General features: G+C 62.6%; 23 protein-coding genes. 6 read left to right on the plus strand and 17 right to left on the minus strand.

All coding sequences use genetic code 11. The features are described 5' to 3' along the window. Positions 1-111: 111 nt before the first annotated feature. Both ACTAQJ_RS10950 and ACTAQJ_RS10955 read right to left on the minus strand, forming a co-directional pair. On the minus strand, positions 112-1,005 hold the full coding sequence (locus ACTAQJ_RS10950; RefSeq protein WP_498702033.1) for a pullulanase X25 domain-containing protein: 894 nt from the start codon (positions 1,003-1,005) through the stop codon (positions 112-114). Between the two features lie 155 nt (positions 1,006-1,160). Beyond that, complete coding sequence (locus tag ACTAQJ_RS10955) at positions 1,161-2,192, minus strand: adenosine deaminase (protein WP_498702034.1); 1,032 nt, start codon at positions 2,190-2,192, stop codon at positions 1,161-1,163. Positions 2,193-2,274: 82 nt separating this feature from the next. On the opposite strand from ACTAQJ_RS10955, the gene ACTAQJ_RS10960 reads away from it, so the two are divergent. Together ACTAQJ_RS10960 and ACTAQJ_RS10965 are read left to right on the plus strand one after the other, a co-directional pair. Then, on the plus strand, positions 2,275-3,189 hold the full coding sequence (locus tag ACTAQJ_RS10960; RefSeq protein ID WP_498702035.1) for an MSMEG_6728 family protein: 915 nt from the start codon (positions 2,275-2,277) through the stop codon (positions 3,187-3,189). Between the two features lie 33 nt (positions 3,190-3,222). Next, a complete protein-coding gene (locus ACTAQJ_RS10965) occupies positions 3,223-3,627 on the plus strand; it encodes a DUF1622 domain-containing protein (protein ID WP_477516717.1) in 405 nt (134 codons plus the stop codon). A 150-nt stretch (positions 3,628-3,777) separates the two neighbouring features. On the opposite strand, the gene ACTAQJ_RS10970 is transcribed toward ACTAQJ_RS10965, so the two are convergent. Then, positions 3,778-6,255 (minus strand): Tex family protein, encoded by a 2,478-nt coding sequence (locus ACTAQJ_RS10970; protein WP_498702036.1) that lies wholly within the window; start codon positions 6,253-6,255, stop codon positions 3,778-3,780. Positions 6,256-6,345: 90 nt separating this feature from the next. On the opposite strand from ACTAQJ_RS10970, the gene ACTAQJ_RS10975 reads away from it, so the two are divergent. Beyond that, entirely contained in the window at positions 6,346-6,642 is a 297-nt protein-coding gene (locus ACTAQJ_RS10975; protein WP_216926150.1) for a hypothetical protein, read from the plus strand. Positions 6,643-6,697: 55 nt separating this feature from the next. On the opposite strand, the gene ACTAQJ_RS10980 is transcribed toward ACTAQJ_RS10975, so the two are convergent. Next, positions 6,698-7,132, minus strand: coding sequence for a CBS domain-containing protein (locus tag ACTAQJ_RS10980; RefSeq protein ID WP_477516715.1), 435 nt, complete (start codon positions 7,130-7,132; stop codon positions 6,698-6,700). Positions 7,133-7,455: 323 nt separating this feature from the next. Between ACTAQJ_RS10980 and ACTAQJ_RS10985 the strand changes: the two genes are divergently transcribed. Next, a complete protein-coding gene (locus tag ACTAQJ_RS10985; RefSeq protein WP_498702037.1) occupies positions 7,456-9,741 on the plus strand; it encodes a hypothetical protein in 2,286 nt (761 codons plus the stop codon). Positions 9,742-9,847: 106 nt separating this feature from the next. Here ACTAQJ_RS10985 and ACTAQJ_RS10990 read toward each other — a convergent pair whose 3' ends face one another. Beyond that, the gene (locus tag ACTAQJ_RS10990; protein ID WP_498702038.1) at positions 9,848-10,303 is read right to left on the minus strand and encodes a nucleoside deaminase; all 456 of its coding nucleotides are present in this window, start codon (positions 10,301-10,303) and stop codon (positions 9,848-9,850) included. Between the two features lie 106 nt (positions 10,304-10,409). Here ACTAQJ_RS10990 and ACTAQJ_RS10995 point away from each other — a divergent pair, with 106 nt between their 5' ends. Continuing rightward, positions 10,410-14,009, plus strand: a complete 3,600-nt coding sequence (locus ACTAQJ_RS10995) for a TM0106 family RecB-like putative nuclease (RefSeq protein WP_498702039.1) — start codon at positions 10,410-10,412, stop codon at positions 14,007-14,009. A gap of 69 nt (positions 14,010-14,078) precedes the next feature. Here the strand turns inward: ACTAQJ_RS10995 and ACTAQJ_RS11000 are convergent, their stop codons facing one another. From ACTAQJ_RS11000 to ACTAQJ_RS11055, 12 genes are all read right to left on the minus strand, one after another. Continuing rightward, on the minus strand, positions 14,079-14,798 hold the full coding sequence (locus ACTAQJ_RS11000; protein WP_498702176.1) for a triose-phosphate isomerase family protein: 720 nt from the start codon (positions 14,796-14,798) through the stop codon (positions 14,079-14,081). Between the two features lie 53 nt (positions 14,799-14,851). Beyond that, positions 14,852-16,201: an MFS transporter gene (locus ACTAQJ_RS11005; protein WP_498702040.1), complete on the minus strand. Its 1,350-nt coding sequence runs from the start codon at positions 16,199-16,201 to the stop codon at positions 14,852-14,854. Between the two features lie 159 nt (positions 16,202-16,360). Further along, positions 16,361-17,128: an SDR family NAD(P)-dependent oxidoreductase gene (locus ACTAQJ_RS11010; protein WP_498702041.1), complete on the minus strand. Its 768-nt coding sequence runs from the start codon at positions 17,126-17,128 to the stop codon at positions 16,361-16,363. Between the two features lie 21 nt (positions 17,129-17,149). Then, on the minus strand, positions 17,150-18,139 hold the full coding sequence (locus tag ACTAQJ_RS11015; protein ID WP_498702042.1) for a 3-hydroxyacyl-CoA dehydrogenase family protein: 990 nt from the start codon (positions 18,137-18,139) through the stop codon (positions 17,150-17,152). Between the two features lie 2 nt (positions 18,140-18,141). Next, positions 18,142-18,624 (minus strand): ribose-5-phosphate isomerase, encoded by a 483-nt coding sequence (locus ACTAQJ_RS11020; RefSeq protein WP_223948206.1) that lies wholly within the window; start codon positions 18,622-18,624, stop codon positions 18,142-18,144. 2 nt (positions 18,625-18,626) lie between these two features. After that, complete coding sequence (gene dhaL, locus ACTAQJ_RS11025) at positions 18,627-20,375, minus strand: dihydroxyacetone kinase subunit DhaL (protein ID WP_498702043.1); 1,749 nt, start codon at positions 20,373-20,375, stop codon at positions 18,627-18,629. A gap of 3 nt (positions 20,376-20,378) precedes the next feature. After that, positions 20,379-21,380: a sugar phosphate isomerase/epimerase family protein gene (locus ACTAQJ_RS11030; protein WP_498702044.1), complete on the minus strand. Its 1,002-nt coding sequence runs from the start codon at positions 21,378-21,380 to the stop codon at positions 20,379-20,381. A 181-nt stretch (positions 21,381-21,561) separates the two neighbouring features. After that, positions 21,562-22,260, minus strand: coding sequence for a GntR family transcriptional regulator (locus ACTAQJ_RS11035; RefSeq protein WP_498702046.1), 699 nt, complete (start codon positions 22,258-22,260; stop codon positions 21,562-21,564). A 137-nt stretch (positions 22,261-22,397) separates the two neighbouring features. Beyond that, a complete protein-coding gene (locus tag ACTAQJ_RS11040) occupies positions 22,398-23,468 on the minus strand; it encodes an alkene reductase (RefSeq protein WP_498702047.1) in 1,071 nt (356 codons plus the stop codon). A gap of 90 nt (positions 23,469-23,558) precedes the next feature. Continuing rightward, entirely contained in the window at positions 23,559-24,149 is a 591-nt protein-coding gene (locus ACTAQJ_RS11045; RefSeq protein ID WP_431118792.1) for an SIS domain-containing protein, read from the minus strand. A 69-nt stretch (positions 24,150-24,218) separates the two neighbouring features. Continuing rightward, positions 24,219-24,767 carry a hypothetical protein gene (locus ACTAQJ_RS11050; RefSeq protein ID WP_431118790.1) on the minus strand — a complete coding sequence of 183 codons (549 nt, stop codon included), beginning with the start codon at positions 24,765-24,767 and terminating at the stop codon, positions 24,219-24,221. A 238-nt stretch (positions 24,768-25,005) separates the two neighbouring features. Beyond that, complete coding sequence (locus ACTAQJ_RS11055; RefSeq protein WP_498702048.1) at positions 25,006-25,227, minus strand: hypothetical protein; 222 nt, start codon at positions 25,225-25,227, stop codon at positions 25,006-25,008. 134 nt (positions 25,228-25,361) lie between these two features. Here ACTAQJ_RS11055 and ACTAQJ_RS11060 point away from each other — a divergent pair, with 134 nt between their 5' ends. Next, the gene (locus tag ACTAQJ_RS11060; RefSeq protein WP_498702049.1) at positions 25,362-26,537 is read left to right on the plus strand and encodes a zinc-dependent alcohol dehydrogenase; all 1,176 of its coding nucleotides are present in this window, start codon (positions 25,362-25,364) and stop codon (positions 26,535-26,537) included. Positions 26,538-26,583 lie beyond the last annotated feature (46 nt).

A 26,583-nucleotide genomic window follows, 5' to 3' on the forward strand; every position in this document is an offset into this window, starting at 1 on the left:
ACCCGTGATGCCGAGTGCTTGGCCCACGAAACCCGCCCTTGTCCGCTCTACTCACCGCACAAGGGCGAGAGGAGCGTACAAGGGCGGGCCTGGCGTGCGGCAGGGACTAGATCAGGCCACCACGATGTCGTGCGTCGCGTGGTCGTACGTGAAGGTTACCGAGCCGCCGTCGTGGTTCAACTCGTGGTTGGCACCATCGCGGACTCCGAACGCGCCATAGTTCTCATCCCACGAACGGTTCAGCGCGATCTTGTACGTATAGAAACCGGCCGGCAGTTCAGCCGTCAGCGTCCACAGCTGAACCAGCGGGTTGAACTCCATCTGGACTTCGTCGTACTGGGGAGCCCAGTCTTCCGGAGCGCCCAGGATCTTGTTGAAGTCACCCGCAATCGCGACGGCGTCCGGCTGGGGCAGGGTCTCGACGGCGGGAGCCGCCGCTGCCTTGGCAGGAGCCTTCCGTGTGGAAGCCTTCTTCGCGGCAGGCGCAGCCTTGGTGGCGGTCGCTTTAGTAGCGACCGCCTTGGAGGTCGCAGCCTTGGCGGTGGCAGCTTTAGTTGCAGCAGCCGTGGTGGAGGCAGCCTTCGGAGCGGCAACCTTCTTTGGTGTTGCCGCACGCTTCGTCTTGGCCTTGGCGGGAGGGGCCGTAGGCACGGGAACATCGGCTGGTACCGGTGTTCCGGCGTCGAGGGCCTCCGCGAAAGCCGAAACGTCAGGGAAGGCAACAGTCGCCCTCAAGCCGTCGTCCGGGATGGTCCATCCCGAACGCCCCTTGACCAGCCAGCCGGCCTTGACCAGCTTTGCCGATGCCGACGTCAGGGTTTTGTGGCCGCGGGGAATACCCCCACTGAGAAGTTCAGCCTCATGATCGTTGAAAGGAACGCGTCCGATGGCCTCTGCCAGGACTTCCCCTGCGTTCAGCGTGGCTCCAGACCATACGCCCTCAGCGAGGATGTCCAGTACGGCCTTCAGACGAAGGTTGGTGTTCTCGGCGGTGTTCGCGCCCATGCTTCTCCTTCTACGGTGAATAATCCCTTGCAGTTTGCCAATGAATTGTTAATTCGCGCGACTGATATTGGTAAACACCGTGTGTCGTGACCGAGTATGACATTCCCGAGGCTGGAAGTGATCGACGGGTCTCGCCTTTAGCGCCAATTCAGCGTTTATTGGCCCGGCACGGACGCTTTGACCCACTCCGTCACTTCATCCAGCAATACAGCTTTCCGGGCGTCGCTGGCGAACGAGGAGCGGATCGAGTTTGCCGCCAAAGTGGCCTGCTCCGGAACCGAGAACTCAAGGACCTTGGCCAACTGCTCGAAGTTCTCGTCTACATAGCCGCCAAAGTAGGCGGGGTCGTCCGAGTTCACGCAAACGTTCAAACCGATGGCAAGCATCTCCGGCAGTGGGTGGTCGGCCAGCTTATCCACTGCACGCAAACGAACGTTGGATAGCGGGCAAACCGTCAGGGGCACCTGCTCCGCGACGAGCCGCTGCACCACCTCCGTGTCTTCCATGCAGCGGATACCGTGATCGATCCGCTCCACATGCAGCACGTCCAGGGCCTCGGTGATGTAGGCGGCCGGCCCTTCCTCACCCGCGTGGGCGATCCTTCGCAACCCGGCCTCACCGGCACGCTGGTACAGTCGCTCAAATTTCGACGGCGGATTGCCCACCTCTGCTGAGTCCAGCCCAATGCCGACGATGGGGGCGTGCATCGCGAGCAACTGGTCCAGCACCTCAAGTGCGGATTCCTGGGACATGTCCCTGAGGAAGGCAGCTATGAGGAGTGTCGAAACGCCGAAGTCTTCCTCCGACGTCGCCAGCGCATTCGCGACACCGTTGACGCACACCTCAAGCGGGACACCCCTGGACACATGCGCCTGGGGATCCATCATGATCTCCGCGTGGCGCACTCCCCCGGCTGCGGCACGCTGAAGATAAGCGCGGGTCATGTCGGTGAAGTCCTGCTCGGTCTGCAGGACGGCCATGTTGGCGTAGTACAGGTCAAGGAAGGACTGCAGATCCGTAAATTCGTACTTCTCCCGCAGTTCTTCGATGTCCTCATACGGCAGTTCGATGCCGTTGCGTTCGGCCAGGGCAAAGATCAGCTCTGGCTGGAGAGTCCCTTCGATGTGCAGGTGCAGTTCGGCAACCGGGGGCGCCGTCGTCGTCGTTTTCTCGCCAAAAGTTTCCACTCGACAACTCTAGGCCCCATATCCGTACGTGTCCCGGAGCACTCAACTTGGTTCTTCGCCGCGGGACCCCCAAACTGAAAGGATGCAGACTTTCCTCCCTTTCGCCGATTTCCGTGAGAGCGCCGCGGCGCTCGACACCTCAAGGCTCGGCAAACAGCGCGTCGAAGCCCTCCAGGTCCTCCGCGCACTGGTCATCCCGGAGTACGGTTGGCAGCAGCACCCCGCCGTCCGCATGTGGATGGGCCACGTCCCCGCCCTCACCATGTACGGCCTGGCAATGGCCGACGAATGGATCCAGCGCGGCCACCCGGACAACACCCGCAACAACATCGCGGAATTCGCACCCCAGGCCGCACACCCGGACTACGCCTCCAGGATCATCATGCCGCCGTGGCTGGGCTACGAGGACCTGCACCTCAGCCACCGCTCAAAGCTCATCGGTAAAGACCCCAAGTACTACGGACCGCTCTTCCCGGGCGTCGAAGAAAAGCTTGAATACATTTGGCCTGAGCCCAAGCACGAGTTCCACCCCGAAGACCCTGAAGAGGACCGTCTCTGGATCCTGCGGGCCAACGTAGAGGACCTCCGTCCAGAGCAGCTCACCACGGTGAGCATGCCTCCCCACGGCAAGGCAAAGGCCGCTGCTGAATCTGAAGCCGGCGAGTACCAATTCGTGTACGCGGAAGAGAAGTCCCGCCGCCAACTCAAGGGCCCCAAAAAACGTCCTGCCAAGGTGCTGGAGAAGAAGCCAACGCGGAAACGCCAAGCCCAGGAAGCCGCGTTCAATACGCTTCCCGGCAAGACCGAGATCGCCGTCCCGTTCGACGGCGGCCAGATCTTCGCCGTCGGCTTGGTCCAGGGACGGCCTATCACGGTTGAGGGTAAGTTCGCGCGCAACTTCGAAGTTACTGACGTGGTCAAGCGCTCCGATTTCGACTACCCGGCCCTGCTGCAGGACCCTCGGGTCTTCTTCCCGATCCCAGCGCCCGCACAGTAACGGCAGCCCGCAGAGTAACGGCAAGGGAGGGCCATGGATTTCCAGCACATCATCGAAGAAGTCGGCCGGTACATGGACTTCGCCGGCGTGGCAGTCATGGTGGTTGGGGCGCTGGTTTCCATCCCGCTCGCTTTGCGCGGGTACCAACCCAAACGCGCCCGCGGCCTCGCCCCGTTTTCGCCCTATCGCGCCTACCGGCAATTGCTGGGACGGTCCATCCTCCTGGGCCTTGAGCTCCTGGTGGCCGCCGACATCATCCGGACAGTTGCTGTGACGCCCACGTTTGAAAGTGTGGGCGTTCTGGCGATCATCGTGCTGATCCGGACGTTCCTGAGCTTCTCGCTCGAGTTGGAGATCACAGGCCGCTGGCCGTGGCAGAAGGAAAAAGAGCCCGACGGCGGCAGCTCAGTTCCGGATGGCTCGTCGGTTCCGTCGTAGCGGCTGCATCGTAGGGTCTCCGACCTAGCAGCTCCCGTTTCCGGGTCCCGCGTTCGTCCCGGTGCGGAGTTCGTCCCGCCCTTGTTCGCCCGTCATAGCGTTGTACGGCATGACGGGCGAACAAGGTGGGGTTTCGTGGGCTGCGGCTGGCTACTTCCCGAGCCCTGCCCGACGAAGTGCCTCGGCCATAGCTGTGTTGGCGGGAGCTTCAGACTGCTGGGGTTTGCCTTGGCGACGGTCGCCCTGGCCCGGCTGACCACCGCTGCGTTGGCCCGGCTGAGCACCGCTGCGCTGGCCCGGCTGGCCACCCGAACGCTGACCCGGCTGGCCACCCGAGCGCTGCCCTCCAGCATCCCGTGCACCCGGGTTACCTGCGCCAGAGTTGCCTCCGCCCGAGGAACGTCCTCCGGGACCGCGGCCGCCCGCGGCGCCGGGTTCGTCGTCGAGCCTCAACGTCAGGGAGATGCGCTTGCGCTCGGGATCGGCTTCGAGCACCTTGACCCGCACTACCTGCCCGGATTTCACGATCTCGCGGGGGTCCGAGACGAATTTGTTGGACAGTGCGGACACATGGACCAGCCCGTCCTGATGCACTCCCACGTCCACGAAAGCACCGAACGCGGCAACGTTGGTGACGGTGCCTTCCAGGATCATGCCCGGTTTGAGGTCGGAGATCTTTTCAATGCCTTCGGAGAACGACGCCGCCTTGAACGCAGGACGGGGGTCGCGGCCCGGTTTCTCGAGCTCGGTCATGATGTCCTTGACGGTCGGCAGGCCGAACGTGCCGTCAACAAATGCCTGGGGATCCAGTGAAGTGGTGGGCCCGCCACCGGCCGCGACAAGGATCTTGCGGGCAACGGAGTAGGCCTCAGGGTGCACGCTGGAAGCATCCAACGGCTCCGCTCCCCCGGTGATCCGGAGGAAGCCTGCACACTGCTCGAACGCCTTCGCTCCCAGGCGGGGTACCTTCTTGAGGTCGCTCCGCTTGGCGAACGGGCCATTCTCATTACGGTACGCCACAATGTTTTCGCTCAGCAAAGGTCCGACGCCGGCCACTCGGCTCAGCAGGGCAGGGGACGCCGTGTTGACGTCCACGCCCACGGCATTCACGCAGTCTTCCACCACGGCATCCAGTGAGCGGTCCAGCTTGGCGGCGGTGACATCGTGCTGGTACTGGCCCACGCCGATCGACTTGGGTTCGATCTTCACCAATTCGGCCAGCGGATCCTGAAGCCGGCGGGCAATGGAAACAGCGCCACGGAGTGAGACGTCCATGCCGGGGAGCTCGGAAGCTGCCAAGGCGGACGCAGAGTACACAGAAGCCCCGGCCTCGGAAACAACGAGTTTCTGGACACCCTTGGAACCTGCGGCCTCAAGGGACTTGATGAGCTCGGTGGCCAGCTTGTCCGTTTCCCGCGACGCTGTGCCGTTGCCGATTGCCACGAGTTCCACGTTGTACTGCTTGGCGAGGCGGCCAAGGGTAGCCAAAGCCTCGTCCCATTTCTTTGCAGGCGCGTGGGGATAGATGGTGTCCGTGGCAACCACCTTGCCCGTGCCATCCACTACCGCAACTTTGACCCCGGTGCGGAGTCCCGGGTCCAGTCCGAGCGTGGAGCGGTTGCCTGCAGGCGCAGCGAGCAGGACATCACGCAGGTTGGCGGCGAAGACCCGGACAGCCTCATCCTCGGCGTCAGCAAACATGCGTCCGCGAAGATCCGTGGTGAGGCGGTCCAGGATGCGACCGCGCCAGGCGAGCTGGGCGGTTTGGGTGAGCCAGAGATCGGCTGGACGGCCGTGGTTGGCGACCCCGAGGCACTTGGCCACAGCGTTCTCGTAGCGGCCGCGGGCGGCGGCCAGGGCGTCGTCGTCCGCGGGGTCTGCTTCGGCGAGGTCCAGCTCAAGTACGCCGTCCTTTTCACCCCGCAACAGGGCGAGCACCCGGTGCGACGGCATTCCGGACGGGACTTGCGTGAACTCGAAGTAATCCTTGAACTTCTGGCCTTCGGCCTCCATGCCCTTCTTGACGCGGGAGACCATGCGCCCCTGCTTCCAGAGCCGCTCGCGCAGGTCCTCGGCCAGGTCAGGGTCCTGGGCAACGCGCTCCACCAGAATCGCGCGGGCACCTGCGAGCGCGGCGGCTGCGTCCTCAATGGAGTGCTCGGCGTTGAGGTACTTGGCGGCTTCGGTTTCGGGGTCCAACTGCGGGTTGGCGAGCAGGACGTCGGCCAACGGCTCCAGCCCGGCCTCGCGCGCAATCTGTGCCTTGGTTCGGCGCTTCGATTTGAAGGGAAGGTAGATGTCCTCCAGCCGCGCCTTGGTGTCAGCACCGACGACGGCGGCTTCCAGTTCCGGGGTCAGCTTGCCTTGGGCTGCTATCGCTTCCAGGACGGTCTTGCGCCGCTCTTCCAACTCACGCAGGTACCGGAGGCGCTCCTCCAGATCACGGAGCTGGGTGTCATCGAGCGTCCCGGTGACTTCCTTACGGTAGCGGGCGATGAAGGGAACGGTGGATCCGGCGTCGAGCAGTTCCACCGCGGCCTTGACCTGCCAGGCCTTGACGCCGAGTTCGTTGGCGATGAGGTGATGGATGGCAGAGTCGGCTGACTGGTGTTGGAGAGATTGAGTCACCCTGACAGTTTGCCTCACATGACCGACAGTTTTCAGGTTCGGGTTCCGGAAAGCCTATGCCGGGAGCGCTGTTAGTGCTGTAGTTGGAGCATGCAGGAACTGCTCATCATCCTTCAGGACGGGTTTGTTTCCGATGACGTGAGCGTGACCGTCAACGGCAAGGAAGCTGTGTCCGAACGGGATGTGTCCACCAAGATGCTGCTGGGAATGGCCGACGAAATCACGGTGGAACTGCCGGCGAAAGGCGCCACGGTGGGAGTTGAAGTCCGCAGCAGAAAGCTCAGCGCAACGAAAAAGCTCGCTGGTAAACCCAGGAGCCTGATTGTCTCCATAGAGGATGACGAACTCGTGCTGCGCGAAGGAACGGGCCGCGAGGCGTTCCTCTGACGGGGAGCGCTTCGCGGCGGCTGGATTACCTGGAATACTGCGGGCTGGTTGGCCGCTAGTGGGACATGTGCTCCTTGGCGGAGATGTGCTCCACCATTTCGCCCACGCGCTGTTCTGCGTAGTGGTTGCGGGCAATATCTCCCTGGCTGATGATGCCTACCAGCTTGTGATCCTTGATGACGGGAAGACGGCGAACCTGATGCTCTTCCATCATGTTGATGGCTTCGTCAACGTTGGCATCAGCGTCAACCCAGTACGGCTTACCGGTGGCGAGGTCGCTTGCCCGGACTTCGCGGGCGTCCTTTCCCTCGGCCAAACACTTGACCACGATGTCGCGGTCAGTAATGAAGCCGGTGAGCTTGCCGTCATTGCCGCAGATGGGAAGTGAACCGCAGTCCAAGTCCCTCATCATGCGGGCGGCGTCCTGAAGAGTCTGGTCTTCCGGGATGCACTGTGCATCCGTCGTCATGAATTCACGTACGACACTCATGGGTCCTCCTTCATCGAATGGGGTTCATCGACGCGGGGTCCTTCGGCTCCGACGCCGATGTTGCCAGCCTACGCTTGGCGGCTGCGGCTGACTAGGCGATCCGGAAGGTTGCCGGGCAGAAAATTAAGAGGCCTCCCTAGATATAATCCATTCGGTGGAGTATCCTCATTTTGGGTTACACACGGCTTCTGGGCATGGCCACTTTCACCCCTTCGGGACTCCCCACATGCATCGCCCCGCCCTGAACCGTCATGCCGTCCAACTGGTCATCCCTTGATGGGCGAACGCATATTGACTGCTTGCAGAGCGAGAAAGATCCTCACATGGACACCCCCAACGTCCCCGGCACCCACTACGACCCTGTCCCCCACCACCCCACTGAAACCCCGTTCCCGTCCGCTTTTGGGCCCCACGATTTTGGGTCCCACGCTTTTGGGCCCCCCGCTTTTGGGCCCCAGCCCAGCACCTTGATGTGGCCCTCCGAAGACTGGTGGAGGTGCTGGCGCTCCGCGCCCGTGAGCGGCCGCTATGAAGGCAACCAGGCCAGCAGCAGCCCTGTCGGCAGCGCGCTGGACCTCCGCTTGGACGTCGATCCCCGCCAGGGCGTGGAATCCCCGGTGCTGAACAAAGTCAGTGGCGATCTATACAGCACCCGCTGGGTCAAGTCGGGTGGCGTCAACCAACTCGTGAAGACCTATGTGGAGTCTTGGATTGTGGACGTCCCGGTAGTCACCATGACCCGCGCGGATGCACACATCACGGGAACCGTCCGTTACTGGAAAGGCACGCACCCCGTTACAACGGTGGAAATCACCGTCTCCTGGTCCCACGGGGCAATCACTGGCGCAGTAGCTGTGTTCACGGCAGGTGGCGTTGCCGCGCAGCCATACGCGTGCGCCTACCGTTCGGGCTGTTTCCGCGATATGAACCTTGAGCTCGATTACTGCACGTCCGTGGACATCGAACCCAAGGCGCCCGTCTACAACAGCCACTCACATAACAACCGCCCTGCAGACCTGGCTGACCGCACCATCACCATCGAGTCCTCGTACCTGGACGCGGGAGTCGCCGTCACCATCGATCCGGTCCACACCGTCATCGATGACAGTGCGGCCGGCTTCGCCTCGTGGAACGTCGGCGAACTTCACGATGCCATGGAGACCTCCTTCGGCAAGTTCAATTCGGGATGGCCGGCCTGGAACCTTTGGGGCGTGCAGGCCGGCCTCTTCGACACCGCCGGAGTTGGTGGCATCATGTTCGACGCCGCTGCAGGCTTTGGCGGCGCGGGTCGCGGTCCGGATCGCCAGGGTTTTGCGGTCTTCCGCAACCACTCCTGGTTCACCAACCTTGTCTCCAACCCCACCACACAGGACCAGGCCTGGGCGATGCGCCACTTCCTGTACACGTGGGTCCACGAGGCAGGGCACGCTTTCAACTTCCTGCATGCGTGGGACAAGGCGAGGCCGGATTCCTTGTCCTGGATGAACTACGACTGGAAATACGATCAACGCAACGGTGCCGATACCTTCTGGGGCAACTTCCGGTTCCGGTTCGACGACGACGAGCTGCTCCACATGCGCCATGGAGACCGCGCATCCGTAATTATGGGTGGAGATCCTTGGGCTTCCGGTGGGCATCTGGAATCCCCGGCCGGCGCCATGACCGTCTCCGGGCCGGGCAGCGATGTTGAACTGACGCTCTCAGCCAAGAGCCACTTCGACTACATGGAGCCTGTGTCCATCGAATTCCGTTTGCGGAACACCAGCGATGTACCCGTAGTCGTGGATGGCCGCCTGGATCCCAGGTTCGGGAACACCACTGTGTACGTGCAGAAGCCGGACGGAACGGTGGTGCTGCACGAATCCGTGGTCTGCTTCTACGGCCTCCCGGAACCGGTGACGCTGGAACCAGCCGCCGGCGCCGCGAGTGACGGCAGTGACCGCTACAGCCAACTGGTCCAGCTGGCATTTGGAGTGCAAGGCTTCGCTTTCGATGAGCCCGGCCAATACCTGGTCCGCGCCATCTACTCGACGGAGGGCATCGTCCAGGCGTCCAACACCTTGCCTTTGCGGGTCGGCTTCCCCGTCACACGGGAGGAGGATCGGTTTGCTCCCGAGTTCTTCACGCGGGAAGTAGGACTCACCCTCGCCTTCGAAGGGTCCATGTCGCCCCACCTGAGCAAAGGGCTGGACGCCCTCACCGAGGCAGCCGAGCGGTTCGGTGGTGAGCCTTTGGGCGTCAAGGCGGCTACCGCCGTCGCGCAATCCGTGGGAGATGACTTCTATCGCCGCAAGGAAGACAAGATGGTCAAGCACCACAGCGCCGATCCAGAGCGGGCACTTGCGCTCACGGATGCCGGGCTCGCGAGCTACCAGAAAAGCAGCGGCCCCGCGAACAACCTGGCGTACCGGAAGCTCGTGGAACTGCGGAGGGATCTGCATGTGAAGGCGGATAACACCGCAGCCGCAAAGTCGGAGGTGGAAACCCTCGCGAAAGATCTTGGCTCCCGCGGCGCGAACCCCACTGTCCTGGCCCAGGTCAAGGAACTGATCCCATCAACTCCGGCGGCCCGTTCCCGCCGGTCGGCTCCGAGGAAGCCTGCCAAATAGTCGTCGGATGACCGTTTGGCATGCGGCTCCTCCGCAGCCGGCGACGGCGGCATGCTCCCATCGCTCGAAAAGGTGGCTGCCGCCGTCGCGCCCTCTGCCGTTGCAGTTATTCCGCGATGTCCTCGGCCCACAGTTCAGGGTGTTCCTCCTGGAAGGTGCGCATCATGTCCACGCAACGGGGATCATCCAGGACCACGACTTCAACACCACGCGAACGCAGGAGGTCGAATTCGCCGGGGAACGTCTCCGCTTCGCCCACCACGACGCGCGGAATCTTGAACTGGATGATGGTTCCCGTGCACATCGCACACGGGGCCAGCGTGGTGTAAAGCGTCGTATCTCTGTAGCTCTTTTGCCGGCCGGCGGCGCGCAACGCGGACATCTCGCCATGGGCGATCGGATCGCCGTGCTGGACACGTTCGTTGTGCCCACTCGCGATGACCTTCCCACCGCGGGCCAAAGCGGCGCCGATAGGGATTCCGCCCTCGCTGAGACTCTTTTGTGCGGCCTCGTAGGCGGCTTTGAAAGCGGGATCGGCGGTGGTAGGTGCTGTTTCGGTCATGGGTGCAGTCTAAATTGTCGCGGGCTCTAAATTGTCGGTGCCCGCTGATAGCTTGGCTTCATGGTCCACTTCGCGTGGTTCCTCCGGCAACAGGGAGTAGGTCACGGTGTTCTTTCTCGATTCGGAGATAGCTGGCGCACCACAGGATTTGGTGTTCTCGGCCAGCGATCTTGTCATCGCTGCCACCTGTGAGTACCAGCTGCTCCGGAAACTCGACGAAAAACTGGGCCGCTCTCCCAAGGCTGAGTTCGCGGCAGATGCCATGTTGGAGCGCACTGCAAAGCTTGGCGATGTCCACGAGCACAGGGTATTGGACGAGTTCGTGGCTGAGTTCGGGCCGTGGGACCCGGCTACAGGAAAGGGCGTTTACGACGTCGTTCCCGCCTCCGCCATGGACCGCGCCACACTTTTGGCCAAGCATGCGGAATCCATCGACGCCTTGCGATCCGGAGCGGATATCGTGTTCCAGGCCGCGTTCTTCGATGGCCAATTCCACGGCCGCTCCGATTTCTTGGTCAAGCGTCCTGGCGGCCAGTACGCGGTCTTCGATACCAAGCTTGCACGCCATGCCAAGGTCACTGCCCTTTTGCAGCTGGCAGCCTACGGTGATCAACTGCTTCAGGCCGGTATTACACCGGATCCCACGGTCACGTTGGTGCTGGGCAACCGGGTGCACAGCCATCACCCGCTCGCCGAGATTCTGCCGGTCTTCAAGGAACGCCGGGAACGATTCCTCGCAATGACGGCAGCCCACAGGGCTGCTTCAGGCCCCATCGAATGGGGCGACTCCCGCTTCTCGGCGTGCGGCCGCTGCGATTACTGCGCCGGGCAAGTCAAACTGCACCGTGACCTTCTCATGGTTGCCGGTATGCGCATCAGCCGCCGCAAGAAGCTGATGGAGGCCGGGGTCACCACCATCGACCAACTGGCCGCGCTCCCGGAAGTCGGCGACCCCACGCTCCTGCGCCTTCGGGAGCAAGCCCAGCTCCAGACGGGCACGGGCACTCCTGATGGGACCGTGAACTACACGGACAAAGCCGGCGAGGCCATAGCCGTGAGCTACAAGGTGCTGCCGGATAACACCCTCGGCAGGCTCCCCGCGCCGGACCCCGGGGACATCTTCTTTGACTTCGAGGGCGATCCTCTCTGGCAGGATCCAGCCACGGGTAAATGGGGGCTTGAGTACCTTTTCGGAGTTATCGAAAACCCCGTGGAGCCTGGCGCCGAACCGGTTTTCCGCCCGTTCTGGGCGCATTCGCGAACTGAAGAAGGCCAGGCATTCGTAGACTTCCTGGAGTATGTTGCCAAGCGCCGCGCCAGCTACCCGGGCATGCATATCTACCACTACGCGGCGTACGAGAAGACGGCCCTCCGTAATCTCTCGCTGACGCACGTGATGGGTGAAACCGCCGTGGACGATCTTTTGCGCCAAGGCGTCCTGGTGGACCTCTATGACACCGTTCGCCACAGCATCCGCGTGTCTGAGAACTCGTACAGCATCAAAAAGCTTGAACCCCTGTACATGGGCCAGCACTTGCGCTCTGGTGACGTGATCGACGCCGGAGCCTCCGTTGTTGCTTACGCCGACTACTGCACGGCACGGGACACCGATAACCCTGACCAGGCTGCGGCCATTCTGGAAAGCATCAGGGACTACAACGAGTACGACTGCCTCTCAACGTTGGAGCTGCGCAATTGGCTTCTTGCCCGCGCCGCGGAGCGTTCCATCGTGCCGCAGGGCTCGGCGGGCGACGACTCCGGAAATGCGGAAGACTTGGGGGACGGGTCCGATGCAGCGCAGACCGCCGCTGAACCGACGAAATACGAAGCCGCACCGGAAGAATCCGCCCTACTGGACTACGTTGCCGCCCTGCCGGATGAGGAATGGCTGTCCCCCGATTCCCGGGCGATAGCGATTGTGGCAGCGGGCGTTGGATATCACCGGCGTGAGGACAAGCAATATTGGTGGGCGCACTTCGACCGCTTGGAAAAACCAGTGTCCCAGTGGGAGGACGGCCGCGATATTTTCACGGTGGAGCAGGCTGTGGTGCTGCAGGACTGGGCTAAGCCAACACCTCGCAGCAATCCCGCCCGGATTGTGAAACTGCTCGGCCGTTCCGGTGACGGCGCGGGTTTGGAACCGGGCAAGACGTATTTCCGCATGTACGGTCCGCCCTTGCCCGACGCCTTGGCGGCAAAGGAATCCTCCGTGCTCGGCCGTGCTGGCTGGAGCAATACCAAGATCATCGAAGTCGGCGAGGATGGTGACTTTGAGTCGGTCACCATGTCCGAGGGGTTACGCAATGACTCAACAGAATTCCCACAGACTCCCATGGCGCTGACCCCGGACAGCCCGATTCCGACGAACGGCCAGAGGGCGGCGTTGAGTGCGTTGGCCAGCAGGCTCAGCGATTCGCTGCCGGAATGGCCGCAAGATCCCGCCTTGGACCTGGTGCGAAGGAAGCCGCCAAAACTGCGTAGCCTGGAAACTCTGCCTGCTGTGGAACCGGGCCCTGATGGCTACATCGACGCCATCACTGCTGCTGTGATGGACCTGGACCATTCGTACCTGGCCGTCCAAGGTCCTCCCGGCAGCGGAAAAACGCACGTGGGGGCCCACGTCCTGGCCAGGCTCGTGGCAGATGGCTGGAAAGTCGGCGTTGTGGCCCAGTCCCATGCCGTGGTGGAGCACATGCTCTGCGCTGCCGTGGAGAAGGCAGGCGTTGATCCTGAACGCGTGGCCAAGGAAGTGAAGCATGGCGATCCGGTGCCGTGGAGTGCGTGCGCCAAGGCCGACGTCAGCGACATCCTGTCCAAACCGGGTGGAGCTCTGATCGGCGGTACTGCGTGGGCCATGGTAGGCAAAGAGGTTCCGCCTGGCTCGCTGGATCTGCTGGTTATTGACGAAGCCGGACAGTTCTCCCTGGCCAACACCATGGCTGTGAGCCGCGCAGCAAAACGTCTCCTGCTGTTGGGTGATCCCCAGCAACTACCGCAAGTCACCCAAGGCAAACACCCGGAACCCGTGGACGAATCTGCGCTGGGGTGGTTGTCGGACGGCTACAACACGTTGCCGCCCGAACTCGGTTATTTCCTCGCATTGTCCTGGCGCATGCATCCCGCCTTGTGCGATGCCGTCTCCGAGCTCTCCTACGACCATCGACTCGAAGCAGCGCCGGCCGCATCACTTCGTCACGTGGAAGGTGCCAGCCCTGGCATTTCCTGCATGTATGTCCCCCACACCGGCAACTCGACGAGCTCGCCCGAGGAAGCCGCAGAGGTTGTCCGCCAGGTCCTGGCGCATGTGGGCCTGGAATGGACAAACCCTTCTGAAGCGCCGGGAAGCCGGCCTCTTGAAGAGACCGACATCCTGGTGGTTGCGGCCTACAACGCCCAGGTACAACTGATCAAGCACGAGCTCCGGGCAGCAGGGTTGGCAAAAGTGCGGGTAGGAACGGTAGACAAGTTCCAAGGCCAGGAAGCGCCGGTGGTCATCGTCTCCATGGCCGCCTCAGCCGCGGGGGAAGTGCCGCGCGGCATGGAGTTCCTGCTCTTGCGCAACCGAATCAACGTGGCGGTGTCGCGAGGGCAGTGGCGTGCCGTCGTCGTGCGTTCGCCTGAACTGACCAATTACCTCCCGACGCATCCGGAGGGTCTGGAAAATCTTGGCGGCTTTGTGGCCCTATGCCAGCGATCCGTCAGCTGAGGGCACACCCGGCCCAAGTAGCTGGCAATAGTGGTTGTTCCCAGCTCTGGGAACAACCACAAATGCCAGTCAGTTGGGGAGGGACAGCGCCTCGTCCAATACCTGGCCGAAGTTAGTGGCGTCGTGCGCGAAGCGGCCCAAGAAGAGCCCAGAGACACCATCCAGCTGCGGCAGCAGACCCGGCTTGGCCGAGCCGCCGTAGATGATGGGCAGCTCAGCCAACCCATGTGCACCGAGCAATACCCGCAGTGCAGCTACAACCTGGGACACATAGGCAGCCGACGCCGGCTCTGCAGCACCGATCGCCCACACGGGTTCGTAGGCGATCATCAAGCGGAAAGCGATGGACCAGTCTCCGGACACAGCTGCCTTGACTTGCCGAAAGACTGTACTGGCGGCTTCATCAGGCTCAGCAACCACGGTCTCCCCGACGCACAGCAACGGCGTCAGGCCAGCATCGACGGCGGCACGAACCTTCAGTGCCACCATGGCATCGTCTTCGGCAAAGTACCGGCGCCGTTCCGCGTGGCCGATCTCCACCAAGCCAACCCCTAGCTCGGCAAGCATCGACGGGGAGACCTCGCCAGTCCACGGCCCGTCCAACCAACCACAGTTCTGTGCCCCAAGTACCAACGGCGAACCCTGAAGCATGGCGGACGCTGCCGGCAGCACCGGGAATGATGGGATCACAAACGGGACCACCCGCCCGGCCGCAAGGGCCGGACGGGCGTCCACTTCTGCCAGCAACTGCTCCAGCCACGCCAAACTCTGCGCGTAACCCATGTACATCTTGGTACTGACTCCGACAAACAAGGGGCCTGTAAAGGCAGCACTACTCACGGCTACTTGTCCAGCAGCTCGTCGGCCTTGTTGGTGAAGGCCCGGGTGCCGAACATCATCAACGCGGCCAGGAAGGGCAGGACACCCAGAGCGTAGACACCCATGGTGCCCGTGTCCGAGGCCGTGACCTGGTTGACCGTGGTGCGAAGGATCGGTGCGACGAACCCGCCGAGGTTGCCCAGGGAGTTGATCAGCCCGATACCCGCAGCCGCAGCAGTTCCGGTGAGGAACGCCGTCGGATATGACCAGCAGATGGGACCGGTCGACAGGAAGCTGCACACCGCCAGGCTGATGAAGATGATGCCCAGCGCGGGAAGGTGGTTGGCGCCGGCCCAGGCGGAACCGAAGATGCAGAGCCCCGTCGATACGAACAACGCGGTGCCCCAGAGTCGGCGACGTGCCACCGTGTTTGCAGCCTTGCCCACGAAGTAGCAGGCAAAGATCCCGAAGAACCATGGAATAGCGGCCAGAAGTCCGACGGCGAGCCCCACCTTTTGGCCGGTCAGCTGGGACACCTGCTGGGGCAAGTAGAACGTGACGCCATAGACGGCCACCTGAAGGCAGAAGTAGATGACGGTGAAGTACCAGACTCGGCCGTTGCGCATGGCTGCCAGGACGCCGCGGGGACCTGATTCTTCCTTGACGGTGTCTTCCAGTGCCATGACATCGGTCAGGGCAAGCTTTTCTTCTTTGCTCAGGAACTTGGCGTCCTGTGGGCTGTTGATGAGGAAGAAGAAGGACGCGATGCCTGCCACGATGGCCAACGAACCTTCAACGAAGAACATGACCTGCCATCCGGCGACCCCGGGAACCTGGTCACCGATGTTGATGAGCCATCCGGACAGCGGGGCGCCCAGCATCTGGGAGAGAGGCTGAGCCAGGTAGAAGATGGCGAACATCTTCACGCGGACTTTGTTGGGGAACCAGGCGGCGAGGAACATGATGACGCCTGGGAACAGCCCTGCCTCGGTAACACCCAGCAGGAAGCGGAGAATGATGAACGACGTCTCACCTTGCACGAAGGCGAAGCACGCGGACACTATGCCCCAGGTGATGGCGATGCGGGCAAGCCAGACTTTGGCGCCGAACTTGGTGAGCAGCAGGTTGCTGGGGATCTCGAACAGTGCATAGCCGATGAAGAAGATACCGGCACCCAGGGCATAAGCACCTGCTGTGATGCCTTTGTCTACCCCAAGGGCAGCTTCGGCGAAGCCCACGTTGGTGCGGTCAAGGAATGCCACCACGTACAGGATGACGAGCATCGGCATCAGCCGCCGAGAAGCCTTGGATATGGCCGACTTCAGAATCGGCGAATCCAGCAACTCCTTGGTGGAAGTTGAGGCAACGGACATTGAAACTCCTCTTTGAGCAATCAGTTGGGGTTGTGATGGCTAAGGCAGCGCGCCATCAGCGCGGGAAGAAAATGAGCACCATGCCCACTGCGCAGGCAAGGATGCCCACGGCAAGGTAGATCTTGCGTTCTCTGGTCCAGGCCTTCATTGGGGGAAGCCCTAGTGCATGTACAGACCGCCATCCACATTCAGCGTCTGGCCGGAGATGTACCCGGAGTCCTCGCTGATGAGGAAGGCGATGGCGGCGGCGATGTCCCTGGTGGAGCCCACGCGGTTCACCACGAGGTCCTTGGTCAGTTCATCCTTGCGTTCCTCGCTCAGCGTGCCGCCCATGATGTCGGTATCGATGGGGCCGGGTGAGATCGCGTTGACGGTGATGTCGTATTCGCCGAGTTCCCGGGCTGTGGCACGGGTCAGGCCGATGACCCCGGCCTTGGCAACCGAGTAGGGGGTCTTGGAGAACGTTCCGCCGCCGCGTTGCGCAGAGACCGAGGAGATGTTCACGATCCGGCCGATCCGGTTCTTCACCATGGATTCGGCCACCCGACGGGTGGCGTAGTGGACACCGTTGAGGTTGATGCTCAGCACGCGGTCCCACTCGGCAGGTTCGAGTTCCAGGTAGCCGATGGGCGAGCTGACGCCGGCGACGTTGGCCAAGGCGACGATCTGCGGCAGTTCGGCTTCCAGCTCGTCGATGGCGGCCCGGACTTCAGCTTCGCTGGCGACGTTGGCGCCAACTCCGTGGGCCTGGACCCCGTATTCTGCAGCAACTTCCTTGGCTGCAGCCTTGCAGGCGGCGTCATCAAGATCGATGATGCCGATGTTCCAGCCTTGGGCGGCCAGGTAGTTCACCGTGGCGCGGCCAATGCCACGCTCGGAAACAGCGCCGGTGACGATGGCGGTGCGTTCACTAGGGAAAGTGCTCATGAAGGATCTCCTAAAAAAGATCTAGTTGATGGGTGCCGGGCCAAGCTCTTCAATGAGCTTTTGCATGGCGACGTAGGCCTTGTTCCGGTATGCGATGAGTTCCGGGGTGCGCTCGGCGGGGACGTTGAGGAAACCCGCGCCGGTCTTGGTGCCGAGCTTGCCTGCCTCCACGAGGTCCGACAGGATCTTCGGCGTCGCAAACCGCTCCGGGAAGCCGGTCTGCAGGGACTTGTAGCAGAAGTTGTAGACATCCAAACCGGCCATGTCCGCGATTGCGAACGGACCAAAGAACGGCAAGCGGAAGCCGAACGTCGTACGCACCAGGGTGTCAACGTCGTCCGCTGTTGCGATGCCCTGCTCCACAAGCTGCGCAGCTTCGTGGAACAGCGCGTACTGCAAGCGGTTGAGCACAAAACCCGTAACGTCCTTCACGACGGCGGTCTGCTTACCGGCCGCGTGTACAAGTTCGCGGGAAGCGGCTACCGTGGCGGCGGCAGTGCCGGCGTGAGGAATGACCTCGACGCCGGGGATAAACGGTGACGGGTTGGAGAAGTGAACGCCCAGGAACCGCTCCGGGTTGGTCACGGCTTCTGCCAGGGCGGCAATGGAAATCGTGGAGGTGTTGGAGCCAATCAGGGCATCCGGCCGGGCCGCGGCGCTGATCCGGGCCAGGGTCTGGTGCTTGATTTCAAGGACCTCGGGAACGCATTCCTCGATGAAGTCGGCATCAGCAACGGCTTCCTCGATGTCCTTTGCAGCCCACAGATTCTGCTTGAGGATTTCAGTGGATCCCGCCGGGAACAGACCATCGGCGATGAACTGATCGGATTCGACCAGCAGGCGATCGAAGTTCTTCTGCGCGATCTCGGCAGACACATCCGCCAAAGCCACGCGCGCCCCACCAAGTGCCAGGACCTGGGCGATGCCGCCGCCCATGTAGCCGGAGCCGACGACGGCGATCTTCCGGGCTGCGTTTTTCGCGGTGCCTTCGGTTGCTTCAGGAATGGTCATGATCAAACTGCCTTCGTGTAGTTGGGCTCGTAGGAGCAAATGGCGTCCACCTTGGCGGCGGAGGATGAGTTTTGGTCGAAGCGGTGGCCGAGCCACTCCCCTACGAGCTTCTTGGCCAGTTCCAAGCCAATCACCCGCTGCCCGAGCGTGAGGACCTGCGCGTTGTTGCTCAGTACGGACCGTTCCACGGAGTAGCTGTCGTGGGCGGTAACTGCGCGGATTCCGGGGACTTTGTTGGCCGCGATGGCCACGCCCAGCCCGGTGCCGCAGATCAGGAGGGCTCGATCGAACTCACCGTCAGCTACCTTGCGGGCGGCATCGACGGCGACGTGGGGATAGGCCGTGGAATCGTTGGCACCAACTCCAACATCGGTCACTGATGCCACACGCGGATCGGATTCCAGCAATGCCAGAAGTGCTTGCTTGTATTCCACTCCGGCTTCGTCATTGCCGACGACGATGCGCCAGCCTTGTGTATCGCTCATTCTCAGGCTCCGTTTCCGGCCGGAGCCGCTGTAGCAGCGCTGGCCAGTAGTGAATCGATGTGGTGGGAGATCCTCGTGGCGATCAGGCCAAAGGAGACTGCGCCGGGATCCGGATGGCCGAGGCTTTTCTCGGCAAGTGGGCGCGCCCGGCCCTTGAGTGGCCGCAGTTCAGCGGTCTTCGCGGCAGCCAATTCAGCAGCCGCAGCAGCTGCTGCCAGTGCCCGGTCCACGGGGGCACCGCCGTCGAGCTCTGTCACGAAAGCGTCCCGGAACGGCAGGATGGCGTCCACCATGGTCTTGTCTCCGGGCTCGGCCTTGCCGAGTTCAGTGATGGCCAGGACGAAGGCATTCACCGCGTCGGCGGCATCCGAGGAGCTGTACGTTTCGCGGTTCCCGAGCGACTGCCCGGCCGCAATGACGGCCGAGCCCCACAATGCGCCCGAGGTTCCGCCAGCCCGTTCGCTCCATGCTTCGCCGGCCGCGAGGAGGATTCGCGCTACCGAGGAGCCCCATGCGGCTTCGCCTGCAGCGGCTGCTGCGTCGACGCCACGACGCATGCCGATTCCGTGATCACCATCGCCGGCGATAGCGTCCAGCTTGCCGAGCTCGTCTTCGTGTTCGACGACGACGTCCCGGACCTGGGCGAGAATCGCCACGGCCTGCTGCCCGAGCTCAGCGGCTGCCGGGGTGGGCTGTTCGACGTCGGCGGTTTCGGCGTCGACGATCGCTGCCTCGGCGCGCGCTGCGCGGGGCGCCATGCTGCCCTTTCGGAAAGCAGGGGTATCCGCGGGCGCCGCCCAATACTGTTCGAGTTCATCGTCAAGCCAGAGCAGCGTCAGGGACAGTCCGGACATGTCCAAACTGGTCACCAGCTCGCCGCATTCCGGCTCAACAACGGTAAGACCAGCGGCGGTGAGCAGCTTCTCGACCTTGCCGAACAGAAGGAAGAGTTCGTCATACTTGACCGTGCCCAGGCCATTCACGATCGCCACCACGCGGGCCCCGGCGTCCTCGGGCTTGTCGGCAAGAAGCTTGGAAACCAGGAGTTCGGCGAGCTCCGACGCGGTGGGCATCGGGTGCTCGGAAATTCCGGGTTCACCGTGGATTCCGAGGCCGAGCGACATATGCCCGGCCGGAACGTGGAACAGCGGATCCGTTGCCCCGGGCAGAGTACAGCCGTCGAAGGCCACGCCCAGGGACCGGGTCCGGTAGTTGGTCTTGATAGCCAAACGCTCGACGTCGTCAAGGTTCAGTCCCGCTTCTGCGGCGGCGCCCGCAATCTTGAAGACCGTCAGGTCGCCTGCGATGCCGCGGCGCTTCTCTCGTTGATCGATCGGGGCACTGGCGATGTCGTCCGTAACGGTGACAGTGCGCGTTTCGATGCCCTCGGCGTTGAGGCGGAGCTGTGCCTGGCCGAAGTGCAGGACGTCGCCAGCGTAGTTGCCATAGCTGAGCAGAACTCCACCTCCAGCATTGGCCGCTTTGGCCACGCGGTACACCTGCCCAGCGGCCGGGGAGGCGAACATGTTGCCGCAGGCCGAACCCGTTGCAAGTCCGGGGCCGACCAATCCAGCGAAGGCCGGGTAGTGCCCGGAACCGCCGCCGACCACCAACGCCACTTGTCCGGCAGGTACTTCGGTGGAGCGGACCACGCCGCCATCTACCCGGGCAACATAGCCGCGGTTGGCAGCAACGAAGCCGTCCAAGGCTTCATCGGCAAAGTCTGCCGGGTTGTCGAAAATCTGTGTCATTCTTTAGACTCCTGCGAGCTGGTTTACCGGTGTCTGCCGGCCTTGCGCTACCTGGCTCGTGCCGAGTTGGTAGCCCTCGGTCTTCGGCAGGATGTGGCGGCGCAGGTATTCCTGGTTGCTGGCCGTGACGCTGAGTCCGTCTCCACCGTAGTGCTCGGTGCAGAGGATGCCCTGGAAGCCGACCGAGAGAGCGAACTTGAATGCCTCGCGATAGTTAATCAGGCCGCTTTCCATGGGTGCGGGCATGGTGATGTAGCTGTCGCGGGCCACATCTTCGTCGCGGATGTAATTCTTCATGTGCCAGTAGTTGGAGTACGGCAGGGTCTTGGCAACCATCTCGCGCCAGTCCTCGATGGGACGGTGCAGGCGGATCAGGTTGCCGAGGTCCGGGTTGAGGCCGACGTTGTCCAGACCGATGTCCTGGACCAGTTGCACGGATGAATCAGCGGTGCCGAGATAGGTGTCCTCGTACATTTCGAGGGAGATGAGGATGCCGGCTTCTGCTGCGTGCTTGCCAAGTTCACGCAGACGGGACACTGCGTTGCCCCACATTTCCTTGTCCCCTACCGGGTCCTTGTAACCCTCCACGGTCCAGAACCACAACTGCTTCTGCTGCTCCGGCGTGATGGCCTGGTGAAGTCCGAAGGAGACAACCTCGCATCCCAGCTCCGCAGCGGCGTCGATGGTGCGGTGGCTGTAGGCGAGGTTGTCGGCCCAGTCCGTCTGGTGGATGACGCTGCGGCGGATTGCGGAGATGACCGGCACTCCGATGCCCACTTCGTCAGCCGTCTGCTTGAACTCGGCAAGGCGCTCGTTGCTGAGATCGCCCGGGCGGACCCAGCTGTCCGTGAGGTCGGCGTTGGCAAAGCCAGCCTCTTTCACTTCCTGCAGGACGGCCGCCCAAACGGAAGCATCGGCGTCGTTGACCTGCTGTCCCGAAGCGTCGACGCCCGGGAACTGCAGGAGGGCCGCGGTAATCGGCCAATTCTCGGCGGTGTACGCCATGATGAACACTCCTTCGTGGAATCCTGTTTCCTATAGGATTTACGAACGAAGCAAAGCTGTCAACCCTTTTCGCGAAACTTCCTAGATCCTATATGTCTTACATATGACTGTGAAGGGGGTCACGCAGCGCATGAAAAAAGCCCGCCGCAGTTGCGGCGAGCCTTCGAGCAGCGGCGGGTGTTCAGTCTTCAGGCGCGTCAGCCATGGCGCGGCCTCGCACCTTTTCCACGTGATTGATCATTGCCTCCGCCGCTTTCCCGGGGTCCCCGCTCGTCATCGCTTCCAGCACCGCCTGGTGCTCGGCGATAGCCTGCTCCGCATCCGTGATGCCCACTCCCCCGAACAACCGGAAGCGCTGGATCTGCCCGCCCAGTGTGTTGTAAGCGGCGAGCAGGAACTGGTTCCTGGCTTGCGCCGCAATCAACTGGTGGAAACGCTCGTCGGCCTCAAGGTAGCTGCGGTACTCAGCGAACGTGCCGCCGCGGGGTGCCGTTTTGAGGTCCTCGACCGCTTGCTTCAGCGCGTCCAGGCCTTCCGAAGTCATGCGTTCGCACGCCAGCCGGGCATTCACAGGCTCAATAGACAACCGTGCTTCCATGAGTTCCGCGAAATCCTCGCGCGTGAACACGGGGGCCACGCGATACCCCTTCAACGCCACGCGCCGCACCATACCCGTATGCTCCAGTCGCGCCAACGCCTCACGCACCGGAGTGGGAGAAACGTCCAGTTCCCGCGCCATACCGTCGATGCTGACGGCCGCCCCCGGTTCGAGCCGACCGTCCATGAGCCACTCGAGGAGGGCTTCATAAACGTGATCCGCCAACACTTGGCGGCTGACGGGAAAGCCGGGGCGGGGAAGAGCCGGCGAAGGTTCAGACATGCCACAAATCCTATAGGAAGCAGGCGCGGGGCTGGGTAGGCAGTCCTGTCACATTCTCTGCGAACTTCCACACGTTAAAACGCGACGTCGACACTCCGGTGAGTGCCGACGTCGCGGTTTTGCCTGGGATGCTGCGCTTAGTTGGCGTAGAACGGGTAGTCCGTGTACCCCTCGGCCCCGTCGCCATAGAAGGTGGATGCATCCGGCTCGTTGAGCGGGAGGCTCTCACGCCACCGGCGCGCGAGGTCCGGGTTGGCAATGGCCGGGCGGCCCACCACAACAGCATCGGCGAGGCCATCGGCAACGATTGCCAAGGCTTCATCGCGAGTAGTGATTTCGCTGAAGCCGGTGTTCACCAGGAACGTGCCATTGAAGCGCTGGCGAAGATCCTGGACCAAGGTGCCCTGTGGGTTGTGGTGCAGGATGCTCAGGTACGCCAGGTTGAGCGGCGCAATAGTCTCCACCAGCACTTCGTAGGTGGCGCGGACGTCCGCGGCATCCGTCTCAGCGATGCCCTGCACATTGTGTTCCGGGGAGATCCGGATACCTACGCGGTTGGCACCGAGTGCCTCGACCACCGCATTGACGGTCTCGATCACGAAGCGCGCGCGGTTCTCCGGGGAGCCACCGTAGCTGTCGGTCCGGACATTGGAGTTGGGCGCAAGGAATTCATGCAGCAAGTAGCCGTTGGCGGAGTGGAGTTCCACGCCGTCGAATCCTGCCTCAATCGCATTCTTCGAGGCGGTGACAATCTCTTGGATGACTCCCGGGAGCTCGTCCGTGCGGAGCTCGCGCGGCACCGGGTACGGCTGCTTGCCCTTGGGAGTGCGGACATCGCCCTCGATGGCAACGGCACTCGGGCCCACGATTTCGTGGCCGCCCGTGATGTCCGCGTGGGAAACGCGGCCGCCGTGCATGATCTGGGCGAAGATGCGTCCGCCTTCAGAGTGAACGGCGTCGGTGACCGTCTTCCAGCCTGCAATCTGCGCTTCCGTCACCAGGCCAGGCTGGCCGGGGTACGACTGACCGGCCGGCGTCGGGTATGTTCCCTCGCTGACAATCAGGCCAAGGGAGGCGCGCTGCCGGTAGTGCTCGGCGATCAGTGAACCGGGAATGCCGTCAACGCCGGCCCGCAGCCGAGTCAAGGGCGCCATCACCAGTCGGTTGGGAAGTTCCAGCTCACCAAGGGCCAAGGGGGAAAACAGCATGCGCAGTTCCTTTCAGAATGAATCGGGTTCACTCTGCGCAACTGTGCAGCGCCTGCAACTATTCCGGATGAGTGGCAGATCACAAGCTGGTTAGCCCTGGCCGCGCAGCCTCATGGCGTCATCGAAGCACTCGCAAAGAGCCAGGACGGCAACCAGGTGCGCTTCTTCGGCATGCGGTGGATCAGTGTCGATGCAGATCGCCTCGTTGACGGCTTGGGCAAGGTCCTTGGACTCCTTGCCCGTCAACGCCCACACCCGCGCTCCGGCAGCTTTCGCCGCAGCAGCGGCCTCGCGGAGATCGTCCGTGATTCCCTTCGCAGCGAGCAACACCACGATGTCGCCGCGCCGAACCGAGCCTCGAATCTGGTCACTCATGCTTCCGCGGGCCCCGTCGTTGGCGCTATTGCTGGCAGATATGGCCTTGAAAGCAGAGCCGTCGCCGGTCGAACCATTTTTGGCATCGTGGGCCGCCAGTTCGGAGGTGAATCTCTGTGCTTCGTGGGCAGAGCCATCGCTGCCGGCAGCAAACACGCTGCCGCCACGAAGACGTACGCGGGCCAGTTCTTCTCCCCATTCAGCGAGCCTCGACGATTCACGGCGCAGGGCCGCTACCGCTGGGCCGATCTCGCCCAAATGGCCAAGAACGACGTCAACTGCATGCCTGTTCTGCCTTGAATCCATCGGGCGCACCACCTGTCCCGGCCGCCTTACCACGATGCTCACTTCCTGCCTCCGTTTCACCGTAGGAACTTACACGTTCCTATCTCCGTCCCGCCTGGAACCCTCCCGGGTAGAACCGTCCCGCACAGAATCGTCCCGGGTAGAGCCCTCCCGCGTAGAACGCTCCCGCAAAGGCTCTTCCCTGACGGCGCCTTCCCGTGCCGAGCGATCCCGTGTAAGCCGTTCGTCGCTTGTATCCATGTCACGGTCACGTCCGCGATCCGTATCGTTCTCCCGGTCGCGGCCAGTCCTGACATCGGGGTCCACTTTGTCGGCGTGGCGCAGGTGCTCCTCAACCCGCCCGCTGGCTTCTTGGGCCTTCTCCGCGTGCCGGTCCGCTTCGCGCCGGAGCCGGTTGGCCTCGACTTCTGCCTGAACGGCCGCTGCCTCGGCTTGTGCCGACTGGGCCTTCGCCTGGTGTGCGCCGACGGCTTCCTGGTCCGCCTTCTCGCGCAATTCCCCTGCGCGACGGCGATTGAGTTCGGTCTTCTTCTTGCGTCCAACTACCACTGCAATGATCACAGCTGCGACTACGACGACGGCCAACACGATGATCAATACCAGTTGCCCTGTGTCCATGTGGATTGCCTCCCTCGTGAACGGCTTTGTTTGGGCGCCGCCCCTAGCCCATGCTGTGCTTAGTACCCAAAGTTGTACCCATCCCGTGTTCGTTCTAAACGCTTTCTGATCACGTGGACAGCTATCTCCTACCAGCTTAACACCAGTTATCAGGTTACTTACTAAATCGAGCGCGCAGGTGACCGTCGCAACCACGGGAGGGCCGCCGTCGTCCGCTGTTTGATTGCCTAAAGCGCGTTTAGCTACCCGTCGGTTCTGGATGCTCCCTGGCGCGCTTCTCCTCCGGCGTCTCGCCGCTTTCATCCGGGATGAAGGTAGGGTCCACTTCGGTGGTGAAGTCACCCGTCCCGGGGCTGCTGTCCTCATGCTCGACGTCGGCAGGTACCGCGGGTTTCGAGGCTTCAGACGGCGCTGCGCTTTCGGAAGACGTTTGGTCCGGTTCGCTCGATTCTTCGCTCATAGCCTCAATGTAGGCCGGGCATCAGGGGCTGTCGAGGCTACCGGAGACCTTGTGTGCCGCTGCCAACTCTGCTTCGCTGGGATGGTCTCCGGCAGCGCGGGACACCTCCAGCCCCCAAAGCAGGGAGAGCGATTGTGAAAGCAGTGACGTGGCAAGGAAGGCGCTCGTTGAGCGTCATTGATGTCCCCGATCCCACCATCCAGGAACCAACGGATGTCATCGTCCGAATAACATCTTCAGCCATTTGCGGCTCGGACCTGCACCTCTATGAAGTCCTGGGCCCCTACATGCACAAGGGCGATGTCATCGGCCACGAGCCCATGGGGATCGTGGAAGAAGTGGGCTCGGAGGTCCACCGGCTCCAGAAGGGCGACCGGGTAGTCGTGCCCTTCAACATCTCCTGCGGCCGGTGCTATATGTGCAACCAAGGCCTTCAATCGCAGTGCGAAACCACGCAGGTCAAAGCCAAAGGTACAGGGGCTGCACTCTTTGGATACTCCGAGCTCTATGGTTCCGTCCCGGGCGGCCAGGCACAGTACCTGCGTGTGCCATTCGGCGACTACGGGCCCATCAAAGTAGATTCAGACCTCCCCGACGAACGCTATCTGTTCCTCTCCGACATCCTGCCCACTGCATGGCAAGCCGTCGAATACGCCAACGTCCCCGAGGGTGGCACCTTGGCGGTGCTCGGACTCGGTCCTGTGGGCCAGTTCGCCTCCAGAATTGGCGTCCACAAAGGCTTCCGTGTCATTGGCGTGGATCCCGTTCCTGAGCGCCGGGCCATGGCGGAAGAACATGGAGTGGAGACCATGGACTACAGCTCGGACGTCGCCGCCCAGATCCGCGAGGAGACCTTGGGCCGCGGGCCGGACGGTGTGGTGGACGCGGTGGGCATGGAAGCCCACGGCTCACCGGTGGCATCATTCCTGCACCGGGCGGTTTCACTGCTCCCTGACAAGCCGGCGCAGGTAGCCATGGAGACCATGAGCGTGGACCGACTTGCCGCTCTCCACACGGCAGTGGATCTGGTGCGGCGTGGCGGGACTATTTCACTCAGTGGCGTTTACGGCGGCCAGGCCGACCCCATGCCCCTGATGACCATGTTCGACAAACAAGTCCAACTCCGCATGGGGCAGTGCAACGTCCGCAACTGGACTGACCAACTGCTCCCCCTGGTAGAGGACGACGCCGATCCGCTGGGAGTCATGCATCTGGTCACCCACACTGGTGGTCTGGACGATGCACCTGACTTGTACGAGAAATTCCAGAAGAAGCAGGATGGCTGCATCAAGGTGGTGCTCAAGCCCTGACTTCCTGGAAGATCCTCTTGGCCGGAAGGAACCGGTGGCTGGCGCC

It is taken from the genome of Arthrobacter sp. alpha11c, assembly GCF_054149985.1.